Genomic DNA, 3,927 nt, shown 5'->3' with positions numbered 1-3,927 from the left:
GCCGCGAAAGGCGAGCATATGATTATGACCGAAAAAGATGCGGTAAAGTGTTCAAGCTATGCGCAAGATAACTGGTGGTATTTGCCAGTCAGTGCAGAGTTTGCAACCCATGATGAAGCGCGCATTTTGAATAAAATTAAAGAGGTTAAGGAACAGTATGGATCATCGACTGCTTGAGATTGTTGCATGTCCTGCATGTAAGGGAAAATTAACGTTTGATAAAGATAAACAAGAGTTGATTTGTAAGTTAGATCGCCTTGCTTATCCGATCAAAGAAGGTATCCCAGTACTGCTTGAACCAGAAGCGCGTAAAATCAGCATGGACGAGGGCAGATAATGTCTTTTACAGTGGTTATCCCGGCTCGCTATCAGTCCACTCGCCTTCCGGGTAAGCCTTTGGCAGATATCGGCGGCAAGCCGATGATTCAATGGGTGTACGAGCAAGCAGTGCAGGCGGGCGCTGATAATGTCATTGTTGCAACTGACGATGTTCGTGTGGAACAAGCGGTTGAGGCTTTTGGTGGTCAAGTATGCATGACATCACAAGACCATGAATCAGGCACTGAGCGCTTGGCTGAAGTGGTTGAGAAAATGGCGATTGCTGATGACCATATTATCGTCAATGTTCAAGGCGATGAGCCTTTGGTTCCGCCTGCTATCATTGCCCAGGTCGCCGAAAACCTCGCCAACAGCGTTGCGCCTATGTCGACATTAGCCGTTGAGATCAGTGACGAAGCCGAGGTGTTCAACCCCAATGCGGTGAAAGTTCTTACCGATAAAAATGGTTACGCCATGTACTTCAGTCGCGCTACGATTCCATGGGATCGCGATCATTTTGCCAATGATGCAAAGGAAATCAAACAGCCATTAATGCGCCACATTGGTATTTACGCCTACCGTGCTGGCTTTATTAATACTTACATTAATTGGCAGCCCACTGTCCTTGAGAAGATTGAGTGTTTAGAGCAGCTGCGTGTGCTTTGGTATGGTGAAAAAATCCATGTTGAAGTAGCAAAAGAAGCGCCTGCGGCTGGAGTAGATACCCCAGAAGATTTAGAAGGAGTAAGAAGCATTATTGCCAACAAATAGAAAAGGCCCAGATGGGCCTTTTTTGTGAGTAGCGATTGGGACGTTAAATCTTAGCGTCGTAGTCGTTGCGTTTTGGACAGGTACCTAGAATCTCTCTGCGGCCACTGTCTTTGACCTCCTCAAGAATGACATCGAACCCCCATAAGCGGTATAGGTGTTTCAATACCTCATCGTAGCCCTCATCAAGCGGAATTCGGTCATGTGGGACATACTGTAGGGTGAGTGAACGGTCACCACGAACGTCCACATTGAACACTTGGATGTTCGGTTCTAAGTTACTTAAGTTGTACTGAGCAGCGAGCTTCTCTCTGATTGCTCTATAGCCGCTGTCATCGTGGATTGCACTGACCTCAATATAGTTTTTACGGTCATCGTCGACGATGGCAAACAGTTTAAAGTCGCGCATCAGTTTCGGTGACAAGTATTGGCTAATGAAGCTTTCATCTTTGAAGTTCTGCATGGCGAAATGCACCGCTTCTAGCCAGTCTGTTCCGGCTAAATCTGGGAACCACTCTTTATCCTCATCGGTTGGCTCTTCACAGATTCGTCGAATATCGCGAAACATGGCAAAACCCAAAGCGTAAGGGTTAATACCACTAAAATATGGGCTGTTGTAAGGGGGTTGCGCAACGACGCCTGTATGGCTATGTAGAAACTCGAGAATGAACCTATCAGTCACTAAGCCTTCGTCGTATAAGTGGTTAAGAATGGTGTAGTGCCAGAACGTTGCCCAGCCTTCATTCATCACTTGGGTCTGTTTCTGTGGGTAGAAGTACTGGCTAATTTTACGCACGATACGCACAATCTCGCGTTGCCAAGACTCGAGTAGCGGGGCATGCTTTTCAATAAAGTAGAGAATGTTCTCTTGCGGTTCACTAGGGAAGCGTACTTTCTCACTTTCGGGTTCGACGGCGGTCTTAGGTACTGTACGCCATAAGTCGTTTACTTGAGATTGAAGGTAAGCTTCACGCTCTTCCTGACGAGATTTTTCCTCGGCAATGGATATCTTTTCTGGTCGTTTGTAACGGTCTACACCAAAATTCATTAGTGCATGACAGGAGTCGAGTAGGTCTTCCACTTCTTGCACGCCATATTTCTGTTCGCACTCAGCGATGTATTTCTTAGCGAATAGCAGATAATCGATGATGGAGCTCGCATCAGTCCAAGTTTGGAACAGGTAATTGCCTTTAAAGAACGAATTGTGACCGTAACATGCGTGAGCCATAACCAGCGCTTGCATCGTCACCGTGTTTTCCTCCATCAAGTAGGCAATACAAGGGTTGGAATTAATCACGATTTCATAGGCCAAGCCCATCTGACCATGTTTGTAGCCTTGCTCTGTCTGAATGAACTTTTTGCCGAAAGACCAGTGATTGTAATTGATTGGCATACCGATACTTGAGTAGGCATCCATCATCTGCTCTGAAGTAATGACCTCAATCTGATTAGGGTAAGCGTCAAGTTTATAGTGGTCAGCAACACGCTTGATCTCTACGTGATAGCGTTCGAGTAGGTCAAACGTCCAGTCTGGGCCATCCGGTAGCGCCTTGTTCTTTGCTGGCTTCTTGGTTTTTGTTGTCATACGGCCTCCCTAAGCAGTCTCTTTTTTGAAAAGCTCTCTAAATACAGGGAAAATATCCTCGACGCTGCGTATGTTTTTCATCGCAAAATTCGGGAAAGCATCCTCTAGCTTTTCGTACTCGTGCCACAAAGTCTGATGAGAGCGGCGAGTGATTTCGATGTATGAATAGTACTGGCAGTTTGGCAATAGGTTTTTAGTTAATAGCTCACGGCATCTTGGCGAATCATCTGCCCAGTTATCACCGTCTGACGCTTGAGCTGCGTAGATATTCCACTCACCAGTAGGGTAGCGTTCAGCAACGATTTCATTCATGAGTTTCAACGCACTTGAAACAATGGTTCCCCCTGTCTCTTGCGAATAGAAAAACTCATGTTCATCGACCTCTTTTGCTTGAGTGTGGTGGCGAATAAACACCACTTCTACGTTCTCGTAGGTACGGGTTAAAAATAGATAGAGCAGTACGTAAAAACGTTTAGCAATATCTTTAGTTGCCTGGTCCATAGAGCCGGACACGTCCATTAAGCAGAACATTACCGCCTGACTAGACGGTACTGGTCGGCGTTCGTAGTTTTTGAAACGTAAGTCGAAGGTGTCGATAAAAGGAACACTGTTTAGTTTACGACGTAAAGCTTGGATCTCCTCTTGAATACGCTTCTCTTCTAGCAACTGAGCTGGCTCCGACATTTTTACCCGGTCGAGCTCTTCTTCGAGTTCTCGCAACATGCGTTTTTTGCCCGCAGTCATTGCAGTACGACGAGCGAGCGATTGTTGGAGAGATTTTACAATAGCAATGTTTGCAGGCACGCCTGCGGTTTGATAGCCAGCCCGGTGGGTTTTCCACTCAGTGATTTTGGCGATTTGGTTTTTCTCTAAGTTTGGTAGTTCTAGGTCTTCAAATAGAATATCTAAGTACTCGTCTTTGGAGATCTGGAATACGAAATCGTCTTGGCCTTCGCCGTCAGCACTGGCTTCTCCTTCACCCGAGCCTCCACCTTGGCCGCCACCTTTTGGTCGTTCGATTTTGTCCCCGGTAATGAACTGGTCGTTACCAGGATGAACACGCTCTTTTAAGCCGCCTTTACCTTGATGAAATACCGGCTCTTTGATGTCTTTGTGCGGAATCGCAACGTCTTCGCCGGTTTCCGTATTGGTGATTGAACGGCGATTTACCGCATCCGCCACAGATTCTTTAATCTGCTCTTTATGGCGGCGTAAAAAGCGCTGGCGGTTAACCGCACTTTTATTCTTGCCGTTCA

Annotated in this window: 5 protein-coding genes; 3 read left to right on the top strand and 2 right to left on the bottom strand. The window is 46.3% G+C overall.

Features of this window, described 5'->3' with window-relative positions; all coding sequences use genetic code 11:
• The 3 genes from QTO00_RS16110 to kdsB all read left to right on the top strand — a co-directional run.
• Positions 1–177: tetraacyldisaccharide 4'-kinase (locus QTO00_RS16110; RefSeq protein ID WP_331425700.1), on the top strand; the 177-nt coding region annotated here is incomplete at its 5' end.
• The gene (locus QTO00_RS16105; protein ID WP_038207188.1) at positions 158–337 is read left to right on the top strand and encodes a Trm112 family protein; all 180 of its coding nucleotides are present in this window, start codon (positions 158–160) and stop codon (positions 335–337) included. The genes QTO00_RS16110 and QTO00_RS16105, both read left to right, overlap by 20 nt.
• Positions 337–1,089: a 3-deoxy-manno-octulosonate cytidylyltransferase gene (kdsB, locus tag QTO00_RS16100; RefSeq protein ID WP_331425699.1), complete on the top strand. Its 753-nt coding sequence runs from the start codon at positions 337–339 to the stop codon at positions 1,087–1,089. Before QTO00_RS16105 ends, kdsB begins: the two co-directional genes overlap by 1 nt.
• Before the next feature lie 43 nt (positions 1,090–1,132).
• On the opposite strand, the gene QTO00_RS16095 is transcribed toward kdsB, so the two are convergent.
• Positions 1,133–2,671, bottom strand: a complete 1,539-nt coding sequence (locus QTO00_RS16095; RefSeq protein ID WP_331425698.1) for a SpoVR family protein — start codon at positions 2,669–2,671, stop codon at positions 1,133–1,135.
• A gap of 9 nt (positions 2,672–2,680) precedes the next feature.
• Positions 2,681–3,927: YeaH/YhbH family protein (locus tag QTO00_RS16090; protein ID WP_331425697.1), on the bottom strand; the 1,247-nt coding region annotated here is incomplete at its 5' end.

The organism is Vibrio sp. M260118, from assembly GCF_036533755.1.
Lineage (GTDB): Bacteria > Pseudomonadota > Gammaproteobacteria > Enterobacterales > Vibrionaceae > Vibrio.
Note: the sequence above shows the minus strand (reverse complement) of the source record. Positions and strands in the feature narration are given on the sequence as shown.

What these genes read in the sequence shown, in the direction of transcription:
- QTO00_RS16095 (WP_331425698.1), bottom strand. Translation starts at nt 2,671, where the DNA reads ATGACAACAAAAACCAAGAAGCCAGCAAAGAACAAGGCGCTACCGGAT.
- kdsB (WP_331425699.1), top strand. Translation starts at nt 337, where the DNA reads ATGTCTTTTACAGTGGTTATCCCGGCTCGCTATCAGTCCACTCGCCTT.
- QTO00_RS16105 (WP_038207188.1), top strand. Translation starts at nt 158, where the DNA reads ATGGATCATCGACTGCTTGAGATTGTTGCATGTCCTGCATGTAAGGGA.